General features: G+C 64.5%; 14 protein-coding genes and 1 pseudogene. 5 read left to right on the forward strand and 10 right to left on the reverse strand.

Features of this window, described 5'->3' with window-relative positions:
* Window positions 1-105: 105 nt before the first annotated feature.
* Complete coding sequence (locus BUQ73_RS24155) at window positions 106-2007, forward strand: DEAD/DEAH box helicase (protein WP_192858673.1); 1902 nt, start codon at window positions 106-108, stop codon at window positions 2005-2007.
* A 64-nt stretch (window positions 2008-2071) separates the two neighbouring features.
* Here BUQ73_RS24155 and BUQ73_RS24160 read toward each other — a convergent pair whose 3' ends face one another.
* From BUQ73_RS24160 to BUQ73_RS24170, 3 genes are all read right to left on the reverse strand, one after another.
* On the reverse strand, window positions 2072-2650 hold the full coding sequence (locus BUQ73_RS24160; protein WP_027920669.1) for a YceI family protein: 579 nt from the start codon (window positions 2648-2650) through the stop codon (window positions 2072-2074).
* Window positions 2651-2684: 34 nt separating this feature from the next.
* On the reverse strand, window positions 2685-3236 hold the full coding sequence (locus BUQ73_RS24165; RefSeq protein ID WP_079229979.1) for a cytochrome b: 552 nt from the start codon (window positions 3234-3236) through the stop codon (window positions 2685-2687).
* 246 nt (window positions 3237-3482) lie between these two features.
* Window positions 3483-5255 (reverse strand): flavin monoamine oxidase family protein, encoded by a 1773-nt coding sequence (locus BUQ73_RS24170; RefSeq protein ID WP_079229980.1) that lies wholly within the window; start codon window positions 5253-5255, stop codon window positions 3483-3485.
* A gap of 212 nt (window positions 5256-5467) precedes the next feature.
* Between BUQ73_RS24170 and BUQ73_RS24175 the strand changes: the two are divergent.
* The 3 genes and pseudogenes from BUQ73_RS24175 to BUQ73_RS24185 all read left to right on the forward strand — a co-directional run bounded on the left by BUQ73_RS24175 (window position 5468) and on the right by BUQ73_RS24185 (window position 8155).
* Window positions 5468-5774 (forward strand): annotated as a pseudogene (locus BUQ73_RS24175) (hypothetical protein).
* A gap of 79 nt (window positions 5775-5853) precedes the next feature.
* Complete coding sequence (locus tag BUQ73_RS24180) at window positions 5854-7260, forward strand: adenosylmethionine--8-amino-7-oxononanoate transaminase (RefSeq protein ID WP_079229981.1); 1407 nt, start codon at window positions 5854-5856, stop codon at window positions 7258-7260.
* 175 nt (window positions 7261-7435) lie between these two features.
* The gene (locus tag BUQ73_RS24185; RefSeq protein ID WP_027920665.1) at window positions 7436-8155 is read left to right on the forward strand and encodes a 16S rRNA (uracil(1498)-N(3))-methyltransferase; all 720 of its coding nucleotides are present in this window, start codon (window positions 7436-7438) and stop codon (window positions 8153-8155) included.
* On the opposite strand, the gene trhA is transcribed toward BUQ73_RS24185, so the two are convergent.
* From trhA to BUQ73_RS24220, 7 genes are all read right to left on the reverse strand, one after another.
* Window positions 8152-8769: a PAQR family membrane homeostasis protein TrhA gene (gene trhA, locus BUQ73_RS24190; RefSeq protein ID WP_079229982.1), complete on the reverse strand. Its 618-nt coding sequence runs from the start codon at window positions 8767-8769 to the stop codon at window positions 8152-8154. The two genes, BUQ73_RS24185 and trhA, sit on opposite strands and share 4 nt — an antisense overlap.
* A gap of 164 nt (window positions 8770-8933) precedes the next feature.
* Window positions 8934-9407: a chemotaxis protein CheW gene (locus tag BUQ73_RS24195; protein ID WP_027920663.1), complete on the reverse strand. Its 474-nt coding sequence runs from the start codon at window positions 9405-9407 to the stop codon at window positions 8934-8936.
* Window positions 9400-14286, reverse strand: coding sequence for an Hpt domain-containing protein (locus BUQ73_RS24200; protein ID WP_079229983.1), 4887 nt, complete (start codon window positions 14284-14286; stop codon window positions 9400-9402). Before BUQ73_RS24200 ends, BUQ73_RS24195 begins: the two co-directional genes overlap by 8 nt.
* Window positions 14287-14295: 9 nt before the next feature.
* Window positions 14296-16320 (reverse strand): methyl-accepting chemotaxis protein, encoded by a 2025-nt coding sequence (locus BUQ73_RS24205; protein ID WP_237772800.1) that lies wholly within the window; start codon window positions 16318-16320, stop codon window positions 14296-14298.
* A gap of 47 nt (window positions 16321-16367) precedes the next feature.
* Entirely contained in the window at window positions 16368-16922 is a 555-nt protein-coding gene (locus BUQ73_RS24210) for a chemotaxis protein CheW (RefSeq protein ID WP_008094837.1), read from the reverse strand.
* Complete coding sequence (pilH, locus tag BUQ73_RS24215; RefSeq protein ID WP_060509717.1) at window positions 16919-17284, reverse strand: twitching motility response regulator PilH; 366 nt, start codon at window positions 17282-17284, stop codon at window positions 16919-16921. The genes BUQ73_RS24210 and pilH overlap by 4 nt, the downstream gene beginning before the upstream one ends.
* Before the next feature lie 46 nt (window positions 17285-17330).
* Window positions 17331-17732: a response regulator gene (locus BUQ73_RS24220; RefSeq protein ID WP_060509720.1), complete on the reverse strand. Its 402-nt coding sequence runs from the start codon at window positions 17730-17732 to the stop codon at window positions 17331-17333.
* A 196-nt stretch (window positions 17733-17928) separates the two neighbouring features.
* On the opposite strand from BUQ73_RS24220, the gene gshB reads away from it, so the two are divergent.
* Window positions 17929-18882 (forward strand): glutathione synthase, encoded by a 954-nt coding sequence (gene gshB, locus BUQ73_RS24225; RefSeq protein ID WP_079229985.1) that lies wholly within the window; start codon window positions 17929-17931, stop codon window positions 18880-18882.
* Window positions 18883-18973: the final 91 nt, after the last annotated feature.

The raw sequence follows: 18973 nt of genomic DNA on the forward strand, positions 1-18973 counted from the left end.
GCAGTGAAAGCCCAGCTGGACCGGACGCGATCGCATCCCTTGGATGCCCGTCGCGCCAGGCAGAACATCCCAACGGGCCCAGCCCCCACGAGAACAGGATTGCCCATGTCCTTTGCTTCCCTCGGTCTCTCCGAGGCTCTTGTCCGCGCTATCGAGGCAGCGGGCTACACCCAGCCGACCCCGGTGCAACAGCGGGCCATTCCCGCCGTGTTGCAAGGCCGCGACCTGATGGTTGCCGCACAGACCGGTACTGGTAAGACCGGCGGCTTCGCCTTGCCGATCCTCGAGCGCCTGTTCCCGGCCGGCCACCCCGACAAGTCCCAACGGCACGGCCCGCGCCAACCTCGCGTACTGGTCCTGACCCCGACCCGCGAACTCGCCGCCCAGGTTCACGACAGTTTCAAGGTGTACGCCCGCGACCTGCCACTGGTCAGCGCCTGCATCTTCGGCGGTGTTGGCATGAACCCGCAGATCCAGGCCATTGCCAAGGGTGTCGACGTGCTCGTCGCCTGCCCGGGGCGCCTGCTCGACCTGGCCGGCCAAGGCAAGGTCGACCTGGCCCACGTGGAAATCCTGGTCCTCGACGAAGCCGACCGCATGCTCGACATGGGCTTCATTCATGACGTCAAGAAGGTCCTCGCCCGCCTGCCAGCCAAGCGCCAGAACCTGCTGTTCTCGGCAACCTTCTCCAAGGACATCACCGACCTTGCCGACAAGCTCCTGCACAACCCGGAGCGCATCGAGGTCACCCCGCCGAACACCACCGTCGAGCGTATCGAACAGCGCGTCTACCGCCTGCCGGCCAGCCACAAGCGCGCCTTGCTGGCGCACCTGATCACGCTGGGTGCCTGGGAGCAGGTGCTGGTGTTCACCCGCACCAAGCACGGCGCCAACCGCCTGGCCGAGTACCTGGAAAAGCACGGCCTGACCGCCGCCGCTATCCACGGTAACAAGAGCCAGAACGCCCGCACCAAGGCACTGGCCGATTTCAAGGCCAACAATGTGCGCGTGCTGGTGGCCACCGACATCGCCGCCCGTGGTCTGGACATCGATCAGCTGCCCCACGTGGTCAACTTCGAGCTGCCGAATGTCGAGGAAGACTACGTGCACCGCATCGGCCGTACCGGCCGTGCCGGGCGCTCGGGCGAAGCCATCTCCATGGTCGCGCCGGATGAAGAGAAGCTGCTCAAGAGCATCGAGCGGGTCACCAAGCAGAAGATCCCCGATGGCGACTGGATGGGCTTCGATGCCAGCCAGGTAGAGGCCGAAAAGCCTGAGGTGCGCGAGCGCCAGCAGAACAGCGGCCGCGGTGGTCGCAACCAGCAGCAGGCCCGTGGCGAAGGCAGCAAAGACGCCAATGGCGGCCGCAAGGACAAGGGCAAGGACAAAGGCAAGGCCAAGCAGCAGGCTGCAGACAAGCCGGCGGACAAGGAAAAGTCCGGCGACAAGCAGCAACCGCGCAAGCCGCGTGACAAGAAGCCGCGCCAGCAGCAACAGGCCAGCAACGCCCCTGCAGCGAAAGCATCTGCCGACCGTGATCCGGAAGAGTTCCTGGACGACGATATCGACAACTTCGGTAACCGCGCCGACTACGTCAGCCCTTACCAGAACGGTAAAGGCCAAGGCCGCAACCGCCGTCCAGGCGGCGCAGGTCAAGGCCAGGGCCAAAGCCAAGGCAGCGGCCAGCGCAGCAACAACGGCGGCGGCCAAGGCCAGGGCCGCAATGCGGGCGGCCAGCAGCGCAGCGCCAGCGGCGACAAGCGCCCGCGCAACAACAATGGTGGCGGTGCCCGTCGCGACAACAATGGCGGTGGCCGTAACCGCTCGGCCGGCCGTGACGATGCCTCTCGCCAGGAGCCAGCAGTACGCAGCACCCGCGAACAGCACCAGCCGGTGATCATCCGCAAGGAATCCAAGCTCGATCGTTACCCGACGCCCGAGCAACTGGACGACCTGCCGAGCCGCCCTCGCGGCGAGCGCCCTGCACTGCTCACCCGCAAGGGCTGAGCTGAGCATCAGGCATAAAAAAACGCCGCCCAATGGGCGGCGTTTTTTATTGCCTGAGCAATGTTTACTTCTGCTTCACACCTTCGACACTGATGTCCAGGTCCAGGGTCTGCGAAGTCGGGCCTGGGCCTTTGATGCCGAAGTCGTTCAGGTTCAGGGTGGTAGTAGCGTTGAAGCCTGCGCGCTCGCCGCCCCACGGGTCCTTGCCCTCACCGTTGAAGGTGGCCTTGAAGGTCACCGGCTTGGTCACGCCGTGCAGGGTCAGGTCGCCGGTCACGTCCGCAGTCTTGGCACCGGTCGATTTGACGGCGGTGGAGACGAACTTGGCATCCGGATACTTGCTGACGTCCAGGAAGTCTTTGCTGGCGATGTGCTTGTCACGCTCGGCATGGTTCGACCAGACACTGGCAGTCTTCAGGTCGACGTTGATCTTGCTGGCCTCAGGCTTGGCGCTGTCCCAGGAGAAGTCGCCGCTGAAGTCCTTGAAGGTGCCATGGATGAAGCTGTAGCCCAGGTGGCTGATCTTCCAGTCGACGAACGCGTGCTGGCCTTCCTTGTCGATCTTGTACTCGGCAGCCATGGCCTGGCCGGCGGAGAACAGAGCGGTACCGAGCGCCAGAGCGGCAAAAGTCTTTTTCAACATCCTTACTTCCTTCCTATGCAATTGAGGTTGAGAGTCAAGCTTTGCGGCCCAGCATGCGGGCCAGGGTCGCGTCACGGTCGATGAAATGGTGTTTCAGGGCGGCCAGGGCGTGCAGCACGGCGAAGATCACCAAGCCCCATGCCAGCCACAGATGAATGACGCCGGCCAGGTCCGCCTGATCAGGCAGGTCGCTGATCAGCGCCGGCACGTCGAACAGGCCGAATACCGGGATGCCGACTCCGTCAGCAGTGGAAATCAGGTATCCGGCGATCATTACCGCAAACAGCCCCAGGTACAGTGCCAGATGCCCCAGCTTGGCCGCCACGCGGGTCAGTGCCCCGTGGTTGGCCGGTGCCGGTGGTGGCGGGCTGATGAAACGCCAGACCACGCGCAACAACATCACCGCCAGCAATACCAGGCCGATGCTCTTGTGCAGGTCAGGGCCGGCCTTGCGCCACGGGTCGTAGTAGTCGAGACCGACCATCCACAGCCCCAGGCCAAACAAGCCGAAAACTGCCAAGGCAACGCCCCAGTGCAGGACGATGCTGACCACGCCATAGCGAGAAGGTGAATTGCGCAGTTGCATGATGACGTGGTTCCCCGTGAAAGCTGTGCACAGACTAACGCGTAACGTATCGAATAAAAGATTAAAAAATTGCTTTGGATTATCTAAAAATCCGATAGTTAGTGTGCGAGTTTCCTATTAAGGAAACATTAACAATAGTCGGAGAGTTAGACGTTTCCAGTGCCGGCCTCTTCGCGGGTAAACCCGCTCCCACAAGTGCTGCGACATGTGGAAGCGGGTTTACCCGCGAAGAGGCCAGTGCTGGTATCAGTCTGCTTTGGCCTGGTTATCGGTCACAGGCTTCTTGGCAGGCGCGGACTTGGCCGTGGCCTTTTTTGTCTCGACCGCCTTGTGCGCCTGCTTGGCCGCAGGTTTTGCCGCAGGCTTGTGCGCCGGTGCATGCTTGGCCGGTGCTGCCTTGGTCGCGGCGGGCTTGGCCGGCTCTTCCTTGGCGATTTCTGCAGGTGCGGGGGTAGCAGGGGCAGCTGCAGGAGCAGGAGCCGGTGCGACTTCCTCGACCTTGGCAACCGGCGCAGCCTTCACTTCAGGCTTGTCAGCGCCACCAAACAGGCGCGAGAAGAACCCGCCGCTGTCTTTCTTCGCCACCGCTGCGCCCGCCGTCGCCGCTGCCGCAACGGTTGCGGCCTTGGCCGGGTCGAACGACTTGCCAGCGAGCAGGTCCTGCACCTGGCTGGCAGCGCGCTGGCCACTGCGCAGAGCCCCTTCAAGGGTACCCGGATACAGCGCATCAGTGTGCTCACCGGCAAAGGTGATGCGCTGCACCGGGCGCTCCCACAGGCGCCAGTACTTGCTGATCTGCCCCGGGCCATAAGCCAGGTAAGCACCACCGGTGCCAGCATCGACGCTGTAACGCTTGACCTCGTAACCGGTGAATGCGCCACGGGCCTGTGGATAGAACGCATGCAGGCGGATCAGTACCTGGTCGACCATCTGTTTGTCGCCAAAGGCCTGCAGCAGGCGCGCATTGTCGCCCGACAGGTTGATCACCACATTGGCGCCGCCTTTGAGCGCCGGCTCGATCCACAGCATGCCGAGGCCGGCGTTACTGAAGATCTCGCCCGACATGCGTGCGCGGCTTTCCCATACAGGCTGTTTGAACTTGAGCATCAGCTGGTCGCGCCAGCCGTAGTTGGTCCCTCGCAGCGCTGCCACGTGCTGAGTGTCCAGGCCAGGGGTGATCTGGATCTTGGCCAGCGCCCGCAACGGCACCGCCATCACCAGGTAATCGGCCTTGTAGTCCGTGCTGCCGACCTTGACCGTGACACCGTCCTTGTCCTGCACGATCGCGGTGACTGGCGAGCTGGTCTTGATGGTCTTCAGCTGCTTGACGAATGCCTGCGCCAGCACCGGGCTGCCGCCAGGCAGCCGCGCGGCACGCAGATCGCGGTCGCTGACCCCACGGTAGACGCGGTTCTGCTGGGCGAAATAGAGCAGCGAGAGGCGCGATGGCTCATCGTAACGGGTGCGGATCTGCTGGTTGATCAGCTGACGCGCGGTGGTCGGCAGTTGCAGCTTGTCGAGCCAGGTGGCCACGTTCATCTGGTCGAGGGCGAACAGGGTGCTGGTCGCCTGCGGGTTGAGCGGGTCGTCGATCGAGCGGGCCAAGTCGTCGAGGGTCTTCTCGTAACGCTTGAGCGCCTCGGCGGTAGCTGGTTGCTTGGTGGCCAGGTCGGTGCCGCTGAAGTACTCACCGTCGATCAGGTAACCCGGTGTACGCACGAACTCTGGCGCCGGCAGTGTTTCAAGCTTGAAACGGTCAAGGTACTGGTTGAGCACCGGCTGAGCCTTGGCATTGCCGATCCACTCGCTGGTGGCCAGGCCCGAACGCCCACCCATGCCCGACTTGGCCTCAAGCAGGGTGACCTGCCAGCCTTTGTTTTGCAGCTCGTAGGCTGCGGTCAGCCCTGCCAGGCCGCCACCGACCACGATTGCCGACGGTGTCTTGTCCTTTGCCAGCGCGGCGCCGCTGGACACACCGATCAATACCAACGCGCACAGGCGCACCCAAGCAGCAGCCATGTCGGCGAACTCCGAGTTGAAATTGCAGGGATGAGAAGAGGCAGGAATGCCCCGAGAGACGATGCGCTAAGAATACGTCAGGTATTCGGACCCTGCCAGCACAGCGACATCAAGTGCCTTTGGCAACTGGCATTTTTGTCAGTAGTCAGGCCTCTGGCCACTAGGCGAAGCTGACGGAGGTAGCTGAAAAAACCGACAAAAGGAGCTGCACTATGACCTATGAGGAGCATTTTGCGCAGGTAGACAGGCAATTCTTGTGGCACAACCAGACCTTACTCACCCCCTCAGGCCTGAAAATCCGTTCCAACGGCACGTCATGGACCGGTCTGCATGAAGCCTTCAAAGGCGAAGACGGCACCGAGCTGGTGATTGGCGAGCACAGCGACGTTGAGATCGCCTTCGATCAGGAGGTCGAGTGCCTGCGGCTGCGGGCCATTTCGGCGCCTGACCATTTCCACTTCACAGGCCGGCACCGTCCACATCCGCAAGCTGGAATGGACCCGCACCAGCCGTCATTGACCACTAGCGGTTGTCCTGCCCCCTGGCTTTGCTTAGGCTTACGCGGTCAAAGCAGGCAGTAAAGCCAGGAGAAGCGCCGATGGGCCTCAACGATCAGTGGATGCAACGCGACCTCAAGGTCCTGTGGCACCCCTGCACCCAGATGAAAGACCACGAGCAACTGCCGCTGATCCCAATCAGGCGTGGTGAAGGCGTATGGCTCGAAGACTTCGATGGCAAGCGCTACCTGGATGCCGTGAGCAGCTGGTGGGTCAACGTGTTCGGCCACGCCAACCCGCGCATCAACCAGCGCATCAAGGACCAGGTCGACCAGCTGGAACACGTGATCCTCGCAGGCTTCAGCCATCAGCCGGTGATCGAGCTGTCCGAGCGCCTGGTGGCCATGACACCAGCCGGCCTGGACCGGGTGTTCTATGCCGACAATGGCTCGTCGTGCATCGAAGTGGCGCTGAAGATGAGCTTCCATTACTGGCAGAACATCGGTAAACCGGCGAAAAAGCGCTTCGTCACCCTGACCAACAGCTACCACGGCGAAACCATTGCCGCGATGTCGGTAGGCGACGTGCCGCTGTTCACCGAAACCTACAAGGCACTGCTGCTGGACACCATCAAGGTGCCAAGCCCGGACTGCTACCTGCGCCCCGAGGGCATGGGCTGGGAAGAGCACTCGCGCAACATGTTCGCTGCGATGGAGCAGACCCTCGCCGAGCACCACGAAACCCTCTCGGCCGTGATCGTCGAACCGCTGATCCAGGGCGCCGGTGGCATGCGCATGTATCACCCGGTGTACCTCAAGCTGCTGCGCGAAGCCTGCGACCGCTATGACGTGCACCTGATCCACGACGAGATCGCCGTCGGTTTCGGCCGTACCGGCACCATGTTCGCCTGCGAGCAGGCCGGCATCCGCCCAGACTTCCTGTGCCTGTCCAAGGCCCTGACCGGTGGCTACCTGCCGCTGGCTGCCTGCCTGACTACCGACAAGGTGTACCAGGCCTTCTACGACGATTACCCGACCCTGCGCGCGTTCCTTCACTCGCACAGCTACACCGGCAACCCGCTGGCCTGCGCCGCAGCCCTGGCGACGCTGGACATCTTCGAACAGGACAACGTGATCGAGGCCAACAAGGCCCTGGCCACGCGCATGGCCAGCGCCACTGCGCACCTGGCCGATCATGCCCACGTCGCCGAAATTCGCCAGACCGGCATGGCCCTGGCTATCGAGATGGTCCAGGACAAGGCCACCAAGGCCGCCTATCCGTGGCAGGAGCGTCGAGGCCTGAAAGTGTTCGAGCACGCCCTGACCCGCGGCGCCCTGCTGCGCCCGTTGGGCAGCGTGGTGTACTTCCTACCGCCGTACGTGATCACCCCGGAGCAGATCGACTTCCTGGCCGAAGTGGCCAGCGAAGGCATCGACATCGCCACCCGCGACAGCGTCAGTGTCGCCGTACCGGCCAACTTCCACCCCGACTTCCGCGACCCAGGCTGAGTCCCGGCACTTGCGCCATCCCTTGTAGGAGCGGCCTTGTGTCGCGAAAGGGCCGCAACGCGGCCCCGGCAATTTCTGCTGCGAAGCTGACAACCTGGGGCCGCTTCGCAGCCCTTTCGCGACACAAGGCCGCTCCTACAGGGGACGATGTCCCTTCCATATTCCGAGCTGAACCATGAGACTGTCCCGCTTCTTCATCGACGCCCCCCTGAGCCTTGGCGAGCATGACTTGCCCGAAGCCCAGGCCCACTACATCGGCCGCGTCCTGCGCATGGCCCCTGGCGACGCCGTGCAACTGTTCGACGGCAGTGGCCAGGAATTTCTCGGCCAGTTGCTCGAGGTCGGCAAGAAGACCGTGCGCGTCAGCCTCGATCAGGCCCTCGCCGGCCAGCCCGACTCGCCGCTGCACGTGCACCTCGGCCAGGGCCTGTCCCGTGGCGAGCGCATGGACTGGGCGATTCAGAAGGCCACCGAGCTTGGCGCCAACGCAATTACCCCGATCGTCAGTGAACGCTGTGAAGTGCGCCTGAAGGACGAGCGTGCCGACAAGCGCCTGGCCCACTGGCGCCAGGTGGCGATCAGTGCCTGTGAACAATGCGGCCGTTCGACCTTGCCGGTCATTCACCCGCCAGTGACCCTGGCCGAATGGCTCAAGGGCAGCGACGCCGACCTCAAGCTGGTCCTGCACCCGGTCGCCGAACCGCTGACCAGCCATGACAAACCGGCAACGCTGGCCTTCCTGATCGGCCCGGAAGGCGGCCTGAGCGACGCGGAAGTCGAGCAGGCCAAGGCCGCAGGCTTCCATGCTGCACGCCTCGGCCCGCGGGTCTTGCGCACCGAGACCGCGCCAGTGGTGGCGCTATCGGTGGCTCAGCAGTTGTGGGGCGATTTCTAACGCACGTACAGCGACACCGCCACGAAGTGCATGAGGCTGCCGGCAATCACGAACAGGTGCCAGATGCCATGCCAGTGGCGGAAGCGGCTGTCGAAGGCGAAGAAGATGATGCCCACGGTATAGAACACGCCGCCGGCCGCCAGCCAGGCGAAGCCGGCGGTACCGAGGCTTTGCAGCAATGGCTTGACCGCCACCAGCACGATCCAGCCCATCACCGCATAAATGATGATCGACAGGATGCGCGCCTCCGAGCGCGGCTTGATCTCCTGCAGCATGCCGATCACCGCCAGCCCCCAGACCACGCCGAACAGGCTCCAGCCCCAGGGCCCGCGCAGGCTGACCAGGCAGAATGGCGTGTAGCTGCCAGCGATCAACAGGTAGATCGACAGGTGATCGAGCTTGCGCATGATCACCTTCGCCCGCCCTCGGGTGCTGTGGTAGAGCGTGGAAATGCTGTAGAGCAACAGCAAGGTGCTGCCGTAGATTGAGAAGCTGACGATCTTCCAGGGGTCGCCCTGCAGGCCCGCGACGACGATCAGCCAGATGGCACCGATACAGGCCAGGACAGCACCGACCAGGTGGGTCCAGGCATTGAAGCGTTCACCGTAGTACATGCAAACACAGACCTCCTGATCCGAGCTGGGTTCCTGTTCCGGTCCTTTCGCGGCTGTTAGACGCCTCGCTAAACCCTCTCCCACAGGAATTGCACAAGCTTCAAAGGCAGTGCAATACCTGTGGGAGCGGGTTCACCCGCGAAAGGGCCATCAGCCCGTGCATCCTACCCAAGGGCAGGTTGCAGTTCCGCGTCACGCACCAACCGTTCCAGCCCGACCAGGTCCGGCACCCGCGCCACTTGTTCCCCCACCTGCACCGCGGCCAGTTCCAGGCTGCCCAGCGGCACATCTACATAATTGAGCTGATTATCGAGCTTGCACGAGCGTGGGATGTCCTGCAGCAGCACGGCCAGATAACGCAGGCCGGTATCCCCCAGCGCATTGAGCACCACGATCCGCGCCCGTTCGCCGCACGGTGTTTCACCACCACAGGCTGCCTCGAAGCCGATCAGCGGCAAATGTTGCTGGCGCCAGTCGATCCAGCCCAGGTGCCAGGCCGGGTCGCCCGGATCGCACACCAGGTTACGCTGGCCGATCAGCTCGACCACTGCGACGTTGGGCAACACCAAGGTGCGGTCGCCCAACGGCAACAGCAGGCCGGTAAGGCTGCTGCGCTGCCCTGCAATCAGTTCAAGCATGGCTATGGCTCCAGTGGGCGATGCTCTGCAGCAGCACCGACTCCTGATAAGGTTTGCCCAGGTAATCGTTGACGCCAATGGCCATGGCCCGGTCGCGATGCTTCTGCCCGGTGCGTGAAGTGATCATGATGATCGGCAGGTCTTTCAGGCGCTCGTCGCGGCGAATGCGAGTGGCCACTTCGAAACCGTCCATGCGCGGCATCTCGATGTCCAGCAACAGCACGTCCGGCCGGTGCTCTTCCAGCAGGGCCATGGCATCGACACCATCCTTGGCGGTCATCACGTTCATGCCATGGCGCTCCAGTAGCCGGCTGGTGACCTTGCGCACGGTGACCGAGTCGTCCACCACCATCACCAGCGTAGCCCGCCGCGGTGCCGGGCCGAACAAGGTGCGCTGCACCCCGCTGCCACCAGGCAAGCGGGCCAACCGCCGCTGCTGGCCACGCAGCTGCCCCAGCAGGTCAAGGATCAGCACCACCCGGCCATCACCGAGCAAGGTCGCACCCGACAGCCCCGCCACCGCGGCAAACTGCGGGCCGAGGCTCTTCACCACGATTTCACGGCTCGGCGACAGGCTGTCCACCTGGATGGCGAACGACTGCTCCTGGGAGTGCACAAGCAACACCGGCAAAGGCACGCTCTGCCCCAGCAGCACGGGGCGCGGCAGACCTTGCAGCAGCTCGCCCAGGTAACGTAAAGCGTACTCATGGCCGCCGTACACATATCGCGGGGCATCCAGTTGGTAACAGGCGGCCAGTTCGGCCGGCGGTACACGCACAATGCCCTCGATGGTGTTGAGCGGGATGGCGTACTGCTCTTCGCCCAGATGCACCATCAAGGCGCGGTTGATCGACACGGTGAACGGCAAGCGGATCAGGAAGCGTGCGCCCTTGCCCAGGGCCGACTCGATGGTCATCGAACCGCCCAGCTGCTTGACCTCTTCATGCACCACGTCCATGCCCAGGCCGCGCCCGGAAATCTGAGTGATCTTCTCGGCCGTGGAAAAGCCCGGGCGCAGGATGAACTGCAGGATCTCGTGATCGCTCAGCTGTGCCTGCGGGTCCAGCAGGCCGCGTTTGATCGCCTTGCGCCGCACCGCTTCCAGCGGTACTCCGGCGCCATCGTCGGTCATCTCGATGACGATGTCGGCGCCTTCATGCAGCAGGTTCAGGTGAATGGTGCCCTGCTCCGGCTTGCCTGCGGCCAGGCGTGCCTCGCGGGCTTCCAGACCATGGTCGACGGCATTGCGCAGCATGTGCTCCAAGGGCGCGACCATGCGTTCGAGCACGCTGCGGTCCAGCTCGCCCTCGGCGTTGCCGACCACCAACTCGACTTGCTTGCCCAGTTCGCTGGCCACCTGGCGCACCACCCGCTGCAAGCGCGGCACCAGGCGTTCGAATGGCACCATCAGGGTCGCGGTCAAGCCTTCCTGCAACTGGCTGTTCACCCGCGCCTGCTGCTGCAGCAGGCTATACGCCTCCTGGGCACGCTGGGTCAGGGTTTCCTTGAGGTCGAGCAGGTCGGAGGCCGACTCGAACAGTGCCCGCGACAATTGCTGCAACTGCGAATGGCGGTCCATTTCCAGCGGGTCGAAGTCTTCGTAGGCATCCCCCTCGAACGCCTGCCGGCTGCTGATCCGCCCCTGGGTCTCGATGTCCAGGCGCAGCAGCTGGTCGCGCATGCGCTCCAGGGTGGTTTCCATCTCGTTGAGGGCGAACTGGGCGTCATTGACCTGCTGTTCGATACGACCGCGAATCACCGAATGCTCGCCGGCCAGGTTGCCCAGATCGTCGAGCAGTTCGGCGTCGACCTTGACCATGTCGCCAGGCGCCCGCTCCGGTGCCGCAGCCGGTATTTCGGCCGGGGCGGTGTCGGCCGGGGCCTGACCGGCAGCGCTGTCGGTCAGCGCGGCGCTGCTGAAGTTGCGAATGTAGTCGATCAGCGCGGTAGCGGCGTGCAACGGCTGGCCCAGGCGCACCGCGTCGAGCATGTGCGCCAGCCGGTCATGGCAGTTCTGCAGCAGCGCAAACAGCGGCCCGCTCGGCGGCAAACGCCCGGCGGCGAGCAGTTCGTAGAGAAATTCCAGTTCATGGGCCAGGTCGCCGATGGCGGTGATCTCGACCATGCGCGCACCACCCTTGAGGGTGTGCAGGTCACGCAACAGGTTCTCCACCTCGACGCTGTTGCGCGGGTCGGCCTGCCAGCGTGCCAGGGCGGCGGCGGCGCTTTCGACGATGTCCGAGCTTTCTTCGAGGAAGACTTCCAGCAGCTCCTTGTCGCCCGGGCTTTCCGCCTCATCAGCCAGCGCCGGCAGATCAGACAGTGGCGTAACGGTGTCGCGGCTCACCAGGCCAGTGGCATCCGGCGCCAGGGCGCCATCCAGCAGACCGCGCAAGGCATCCACGCAATCAGGTCGCGGGCTGACGTCCTGCCCTGCAGCCACTTCGTCGAGCATGTCCAGCATGGCTTCGTGGGCTTGCTGAGCAACTGCGAAGAAGCGCGGGCTGGCGCCCAGGCTGCCCTCCTCCACTGCGCCGTATAGGTCGAGCAGCGCCTCGCAGACTGCATCCATCTGCCACAAGTCGGCCAGGTGCGCGGCGTGACCAAGGCTGGTCAGCTCATCGAGCAATGTATCCAGGGGTTCGCGCTGCCCTGGCTGCTGCTGCCAGCGCGACAGTAAAGATTCGGCATCCAGCAGGATATCCATGGCCTGGGCCAGGAAGCTGGCGATCAACTGTGGGTCGCGCTTGCCATGGCGGGGCTGTTGGTGTTCGGCATGCAGATTGGCCAGGCGCAAATCCACTGCTTCGCCGACCTGCTCGATCAATTGGGCCGCCCCCGGGATGGCGGCCAGCGGCGTACTGCCCAACTGCAGCAAGCCCTGCTGGAACAGGCCATGAGCGGTTTGCAGCCATTGCATCTCCGCCGCCTGCAACGGTAGCTGGTGGCCCCGATACTCGCGTACCAGGCGGTCGAAGGCGGTGGCCAGTTCGGCGATCGGCATGACCCCGGCCATGGCTGCACTGCCCTTGAGGGTGTGCAGGGCGCGTTGCAGGCTGTCGCTGACTTCGCTGCCCTGATCGCCTGCGCCCTGCAGGAAGCCTTCGAGGCTGGCCAGGTGGCCCTGGGCTTCGTTGCGGAAGATATCCAGCAGCTGCGGGTCGAGGCCATCGATGTCGGCGCTGACGGGCGTGTCATTCTCGGCCAGGGCGTGCAGGTGACTCGCCAGCTGTTCGATCTCGGTCAACTGCGGTAACTGGCCAGCGGCAAAGTCGGCCAGCAGGTCCGGCAAGTGAACGAACACCTGCTGCAGTGCAACCGCGCCCTCAGTGGTCAGGGCGATGCGCCCCTCCAGCACACGGTTGAGCAGGTGCTCCCCTCCCCAGGCCAGCTCGGTGACCGCCTCGGCATGCACCATGCGCCCGCTGCCCTTGAGCGTATGCAGGTCTCGGCGCACTTCGATCAGGGCGTCGCGCAGACGGTTGTCGGCGCGCCAGCGCAACCAGTGCCGTTCGATCTCTGGCAACAATTCGCCGGCTTCTTCGAGGAACACCTCACGCAATTCGTCATCGACGCCATCACTACCGTCCTGTGCGCCGGCAGGGCCAGCATGGGTGCACTGCACGCCCAGTGCCGTCAGGCTGGCACGGGCCATGTCGAGGAACGGTTGAGCATCGGCCAGCGGGTCTGCGACCCTCCATTGCAGGTAGCACTCGGCGGCGCTGAGGGCCTCGGCCAGGTGGGCCAGCTCGTCCGCCGGCGGCTCCACTTCCAGGTGCTGCAACCAACCTTGCACATAGCCCGCGCACCCTGCGAAGACTTCGGCAGCGGCCGGCAGCATCAGCATCGCCAGGGCGCCGCGCACCTGCTGCAAGAGCCCCGGAAGCGGCTGCAGGCGTTGCCTCGGCCAGCCGGACTCCAGGCAATCGCCGATCAGGTCCTTGGCCTGCTGCAACACCGATAGCGACTCGTTCAGCACCAGCTGGCGGATCTCGGCCAGGTCGGAGCCGGGCAGGCCGCCCTGCCCGCTTTCTTCCGGCAGGACCATGCCGTTGAGCGTGGCCTCCACATACAACAGGGCACCGGCCACATCCATCGATACCGCGTCGTCCACTTCGCGCTCGCCCTGGGCCAGGTTCTGCAGCGCCAGCACCTGGTCGATGATCACCCGTCGAGGTTGCTGGAAACCCAGAACTGCCAGGGTGTCGGCCACATGCCGCAGGGGCGCGAGCAGCGCCTCCAGGTCTTCCTTGTGCTGGCGGTCGCCGCGCACGAACTGGTCCAGCCGCTCCTTGATCCGTACCAGGTCGTCACACAATGCACTGACCACCGAGCGCAAGGCGTCGCGCCCGGGCCCGGCCTGCATCTGTTCGCGCCAGTTGCCCAGCGACAGGTCGAGGTTGGCCAGGTCATCGGAGCCGGCAAAGCGCTGCGCAGCACCGCTGATCAGGCTGGCCTGGGCCAAGGGTTCGACACCACGGCAGGCGCGCAGCTGGTTAAGCAGCGGCAGCATTACCAGTGGCAGGTCATGGCGCGCACCGCGCAACCGCTCCAGGTAGGACGGCAGTTGCTCCAGGCCGCGGAACAGCGGCCCCAAGCAGTCACCGCGGGGGCTCACCTGGCCCTCGGCCAAGGCCTTGGCCAGCAGCTCCAGCTCTTCGGCCAGGCGCGTGGCACCGCGCAGCTCAAGCATGCGCAGGCAGCCATGCACCTGGTGCAGGTTATCCACCACAAAGGCCAGCATCGACAAATCGTCGGTTTCACCGGCAAAGCGCTCCAGGGCCTGACGGGCCTGGCTCAGGCAATCGAAGATGGCGGCGCGGGTCCAGGCCAAGGCTACGGTATCGTGGCGCTCGGGGCTTGCGGCGGCAGAAGCCATGGCTTTTCCTCAGCGGCGCTCGGCGGGTGCCGGCAGGGTGAAACCGGAGACCGAGCGGCGCATCTCGCTGGCCATCCGTGCCAGGTGGCGAATGCTGTCGGCGGTGGCGCCGGAGCCGGCGGAGGTCTGCGCGGTGATCTGCTGGATCACCGCCATGGTGTGGGAAATCTGCCCGGCAGACGATGTCTGCAACTGGGCTGCGTCAGAGATGCTGTGGATAAGTTCGGCGAGGTTCTGCGATACACCTTCGATCTCGGCCAGCGCTACGCCAGCATCCTGGGCCAGGCGCGCACCGCGCACCACCTCGGCGGTAGTCTGCTCCATGGAGATCACCGCCTCGTTGGTGTCCGCCTGAATGGTCCGCACCAGCGCTTCGATCTGGCGGGTCGCCGAGGACGAGCGCTCGGCCAGGCGCTGCACCTCGTCGGCGACCACGGCAAAGCCGCGGCCAGCTTCACCCGCCAACGAGGCCTGAATCGCCGCATTCAGCGCGAGGATATTGGTCTGGTCGGCAATATCATCGATCAGGCTGACAATGTCGCCAATTTCCTGGGAAGACTCGCCCAGGCGCTTGATCCGCTTGGCGGTGTCCTGGATCTGCTCGCGGATGTTGTCCATGCCGTTGATGGTGTTGTGCACCACCTCGTTACCCTTGTTGGCGATTGCCACCGAGCGCTCGGCGACCTTGGCCGACTCATAGGCATGCGCGGAAACCCGGTCGATCGATTCGACCATGTCACCGACCGCTTCCGACGCCTCGCTGATCTGTGCGGCCTGGTGTTCCGAGGCCTTGGCCAGCTGGCGTGCGGTGTTCTGCGTGTCCTGCACGGCTGCGGCAACCTGCTCGGCACTGTGGTTGATGGTGGCCACCAGGTCGCGCAGCTGGTCGACGGAGTAGTTGATCGAGTCGGCGATGGCACCGGTGAAGTCTTCGGTCACCGACACGGTGACGGTCAGGTCGCCGTCGGCCAGCTCTTCGATCTCATCGAGCAAGCGCATGATCGCCTGCTGGTTACGTTCGTTCTTTTCTGCGGTTTCATGCAACTGCCGGTGGGTGGTGCGTACCATCACCAGGCCGATCAGGATGATCGATGCCAGCGCCAGCAGGCCCAGCGCGTAACCACCGACGGTATCGAGGGTGCGGCCGCTGGCCAGGTTTTCGAAACCGTTGGCCAGGTGCGAGGCCTCATCGAGCAAGGTCTGCGACAGGCTGAAGATATTGCCGGCCGCTTCGCGTACGCGGAACAGTTCGGGCGAGGTTTCGAGGATTTCATCGACAGAACCGGCCACGAACTGGAACAACTCGGCAATTTCTGCCAGGCGGGCGCGGGCATCAGCGTCCTCGACGCGGGTCACCTGGATGGCCGGGTTGCCGCCCAGCATGCCCTCGAGCACCTGGCCGAAGCGGCTGGCATCCCGGCCGAAGGTATCGGCAGCCTGGGCCGCTGTGTCATCGCCAGCCAGTACCGTGTTGACCGAACCGAGAATGCGCTCGGCCAGCAGCAACTGGCGCTGGGCTACCACCACCTGGTTGGCCGGGGCGCCGCTCTGCAGCAGGATCTCAACCACTTTCTCGTACTCGACCTGCAGCTGCGGCACGGTTTCGGCGAGGGTCGCCGCCACCTGGTGCAACGACAGCACGGTCTGTTCGCTGGCAAGAATGGTGTCCGTGTTCTTGCGCAGGTTTTCCCAGTCCTGGCGCACGGCTTCCATTTCATCGCGCACCGCAGCGGGCGCGGCAGGCAGGCCGGTGGATTTGTCGCCTTCGCGCAGGTAGCTCCAGCGCCGCTCGAAATCGTTGCGCGCATCCGACAGCAGCTTGAACGCCAGGGCCTTGCCCGCCGCCGCCTCGGTGGCATTCTTGGCGATGCGCTGGGACAACACTCGCAACTCGCCAGCGTGGCCGATGTACTGCTTGTCGTGATTGGCCTGGGTGTTGAGGTAGGCGAAGTTGGCGAACAACAGGATGATCGACAGAATCAGGATCACGAACAGCACGGTGATCTGCACGATGCTGCGTGTGCGCGGGGTCATGCTGGCGGGGGCGACTGGGGTGGCCGGCTTGTTCACGTTCGAAAGTCCTATAGCGCCACGTCAAGAAAGCCCGGCGCCTGGGCCAGGGCGAAGGGGCTGAAGATCGCCCAGTTGCGTTCCCGCGGGAAGTGCCCCTGCACGAAGCGGGCGGCAGCTCGCAGCAGCGGCTGCGGTGGCGACAGCTCCAGGCTGCTCAGGGCGAAATGTTGCAGGCCCAGCACCTCGTCGACCAGCAGGCCGACGAACAGGTCCTCATGGTCCAGTACCAGCACCCGCCGCTGCTTGCCTGGCGCAGCAGGGCCAAGGCCGAAGAAGCTGCTCAGGTCCATTACCGGCAACAGCCGGCCGCGCAGGTTGGCCACGCCACACACCCACGGCTGCACACCAGGCACACGGCTGCTGCGCGGTTCACGCAACACCTCGGCGACTTCGCCCATTGGGGCGACGAACCACTGCCCGGCAATGCGAAAACCGATGCCGCTCCATTGCTGCAGGCGGGTATCCTGCGGCGGCTGGTCGGCCACCAGCAGGCGGCAACGCCGGTCGATGTCCAGCAACAGCTCGAAGGCGGTCAGCGACGCCCCCTGCGGGCGGGTGGTCAAGCGCCCAGTACTTCTTTGAGCTTGGCGATCAACGCGTCTTCTTCCACAGGCTTGGTCAGGAAGTCGCGGGCGCCCTGGCGCGTGGCCCAGATTCGGTCGGTTTCCTGGTCCTTGGTGGTTACCACCACCACGGGGATGGCGCTGGTTTCCGGGTCCTTGCTCAACTGGCGGGTGGCCTGGAAGCCGTTCATGCCAGGCATGACGATGTCCATCAGCACCGCATCCGGCTTCTCCTGGCGGGCCAGGGCCACACCGTCGGCACCGTTGTTGGCCTTGAGCACCTGGTGACCGTGCTTTTCCAGCCATTCGGTCAATCTGTACATCTCTGTCGGCGAGTCGTCGACAATCAGAACTCGGGCCATGCTGTTTCCCCATCAGGAAATTGAAGGCCGCGCCAGCGCGGCGCGGTCAGGGTGCGGGTTGTTCGGGCGCGGCGAAACCAGGTACATGGGCCCTGATCGCGTCGAGCAGTTCTTCCTTGCTGAATGGTTTGGTCAGGAACTGGTCGGAACCGACCACCCGGCCGCGAGCCTTGTCGAACAGGCCATCGCGAGACGACAGGAGAATCACCGGGATGTCCTTGAAGGCACTGTTGTGCTTGATCACCGCACAGGTCTGATAACCGTCCAGACGGGGCATCAGCACGTCGACGAAGATGATCTGTGGCTGGTGGTCGATGATCTTGGCCAGGGCATCGAAGCCGTCACTGGCGGTGATCACCTCGCAGCCCGCTTCGCCGAGCAACATCTGCGCGGTGCGGCGGATCGTGCGGGAATCGTCGATCACCATCACCTTCAGGGGCTGTTCCATAAGTCGCGCTACCATCGCTGCACAGTGTGGGCAGCAAGCCACCGATGGCTTGCAGCTTGAAGCTGAGGGCATTTTTAGCACACTCCGGGGGCCCGTTCCATCTGCCGCCCCCTTGACCCACGGCGCTCACAGCGCCACCCTGAGCCACTTTTCCATCGATTCACTGCGGCCACGGGCCGCCAAGAGGAACCACCCCATGAGCGTTCGCCTCGGCATTGTCATGGACCCGATCGCGTCCATCTCCTACAAGAAGGACAGCTCGCTGGCCATGCTGCTGGCCGCCCAGGCCCGCGGCTGGGAACTGTTCTACATGGAGCAGCGCGACCTGTACCAGGCGCAGGGCAAGGCCCGCGCCCGCATGCGCCCGCTCAACGTGTTCGCCGACCCGGCGCGCTGGTTCGAGCTGGGTGACGAGCAGGACAGCCCGCTGGCCGACCTGGACGTGATCCTGATGCGCAAGGACCCGCCGTTCGACATGGAGTTCGTCTACAGCACCTACCTGCTGGAACAGGCCGAGGCCGAAGGCGTGCTGGTGGTCAACCGCCCGCAGAGCCTGCGCGACTGCAATGAAAAACTGTTCGCCACGCTGTTCCCGCAGTGCACGCCGCCGACCCTGGTCAGCCGCCGCCCGGACATCATCCGCCAGTTCGCCGCCGAGCACGGTGACGTGATCCTCAAGCCGCTGGACGGCATGGGTGGCACCTCGATCTTCCGCCACCGGGCGGGCGACCCCAACTTGTCGGTGATTCTGGAAACCCTGACCGCACTGGGCGCCCAGCAGATCATGGCGCAGGCTTACCTGCCGGCGATCAAGGACGGCGACAAGCGCATCCTGATGATCGACGGCGAACCGGTCGACTACTGCCTGGCGCGCATTCCGGCCAGCGGCGAGACCCGCGGCAACCTGGCCGCCGGTGGTCGCGGCGAAGCCCGCCCGCTGAGCGAGCGCGACCGCTGGATCGCCGCCCAGGTCGGCCCGACCCTGCGTGAAAAGGGCCTGCTGTTCGTTGGCCTGGACGTGATCGGCGACTATCTCACCGAAATCAACGTCACCAGCCCCACCTGCATCCGCGAGATCGACGCCGCCTTCAACACCGATATCGGTGGCAAACTGATGGATGCCATTGATCGCCAGCTCAAGGCGCGCTGACCGCCGACGCGAAGCAAATGCGCGGAGTGGGGTATGATGCCGGTCCTTTTCGACTGAGCTGCTGCCCCGCCCTGCGGTTGCTGGATACCTG

The sequence above is a fragment of the Pseudomonas putida genome (assembly GCF_002025705.1).
GTDB classification, from domain to species: domain Bacteria; phylum Pseudomonadota; class Gammaproteobacteria; order Pseudomonadales; family Pseudomonadaceae; genus Aquipseudomonas; species Aquipseudomonas putida_J.

Excerpts from the sequence above, each read along its gene's own strand:
- BUQ73_RS24155 (WP_192858673.1), top strand. The coding sequence starts at position 106 with ATGTCCTTTGCTTCCCTCGGTCTCTCCGAGGCTCTTGTCCGCGCTATC.
- BUQ73_RS24160 (WP_027920669.1), bottom strand. The coding sequence starts at position 2,650 with ATGTTGAAAAAGACTTTTGCCGCTCTGGCGCTCGGTACCGCTCTGTTC.
- BUQ73_RS24165 (WP_079229979.1), bottom strand. The coding sequence starts at position 3,236 with ATGCAACTGCGCAATTCACCTTCTCGCTATGGCGTGGTCAGCATCGTC.
- BUQ73_RS24170 (WP_079229980.1), bottom strand. The coding sequence starts at position 5,255 with ATGGCTGCTGCTTGGGTGCGCCTGTGCGCGTTGGTATTGATCGGTGTG.
- BUQ73_RS24180 (WP_079229981.1), top strand. The coding sequence starts at position 5,854 with ATGGGCCTCAACGATCAGTGGATGCAACGCGACCTCAAGGTCCTGTGG.
- BUQ73_RS24185 (WP_027920665.1), top strand. The coding sequence starts at position 7,436 with ATGAGACTGTCCCGCTTCTTCATCGACGCCCCCCTGAGCCTTGGCGAG.
- trhA (WP_079229982.1), bottom strand. The coding sequence starts at position 8,769 with ATGTACTACGGTGAACGCTTCAATGCCTGGACCCACCTGGTCGGTGCT.
- BUQ73_RS24195 (WP_027920663.1), bottom strand. The coding sequence starts at position 9,407 with ATGCTTGAACTGATTGCAGGGCAGCGCAGCAGCCTTACCGGCCTGCTG.
- BUQ73_RS24200 (WP_079229983.1), bottom strand. The coding sequence starts at position 14,286 with ATGGCTTCTGCCGCCGCAAGCCCCGAGCGCCACGATACCGTAGCCTTG.
- BUQ73_RS24205 (WP_237772800.1), bottom strand. The coding sequence starts at position 16,320 with ATGACCCCGCGCACACGCAGCATCGTGCAGATCACCGTGCTGTTCGTG.
- pilH (WP_060509717.1), bottom strand. The coding sequence starts at position 17,284 with ATGGCCCGAGTTCTGATTGTCGACGACTCGCCGACAGAGATGTACAGA.
- BUQ73_RS24220 (WP_060509720.1), bottom strand. The coding sequence starts at position 17,732 with ATGGAACAGCCCCTGAAGGTGATGGTGATCGACGATTCCCGCACGATC.
- gshB (WP_079229985.1), top strand. The coding sequence starts at position 17,929 with ATGAGCGTTCGCCTCGGCATTGTCATGGACCCGATCGCGTCCATCTCC.